Source organism: Streptomyces sp. URMC 127 (genome assembly GCF_051386535.1).
Taxonomy (GTDB): Bacteria; Actinomycetota; Actinomycetes; order Streptomycetales; family Streptomycetaceae; genus Streptomyces.
Window position 1 is genome coordinate 1 of sequence record NZ_JBPQTW010000557.1, and the last position, 250, is coordinate 250.

General features: G+C 80.0%; 1 pseudogene. It reads right to left on the bottom strand.

Annotated elements, in window-relative coordinates:
* Positions 1 to 250, bottom strand: a pseudogene (locus tag ACSNOH_RS35375) (hypothetical protein); the annotation flags it as partial.

Sequence of the window (250 nt, forward strand, 5' to 3'; positions counted from 1 at the left end):
CGGGGGCCACGGTGCCGATGACGTCCGCGAGGCCGAGCGCCCGGGCGGGCTCCACCGTGGCCGCCCGGAGCGCCGCCGGGGCGCCGAGGCCCGCGCCTTCGGCGAGCTGTTCCAGCTCCTCGTGGAGGTCGCCTCCCGGCGCGCTTCCCGCGAGGAGCGGCACCCCGCGGCGGTGCAGCTCCGCGACCAGGTGCAGGCGGTGCGCGCGGAGCCCGGGGAGGTGCGGTGCCTCCTGCTCTCCGGGATCGTC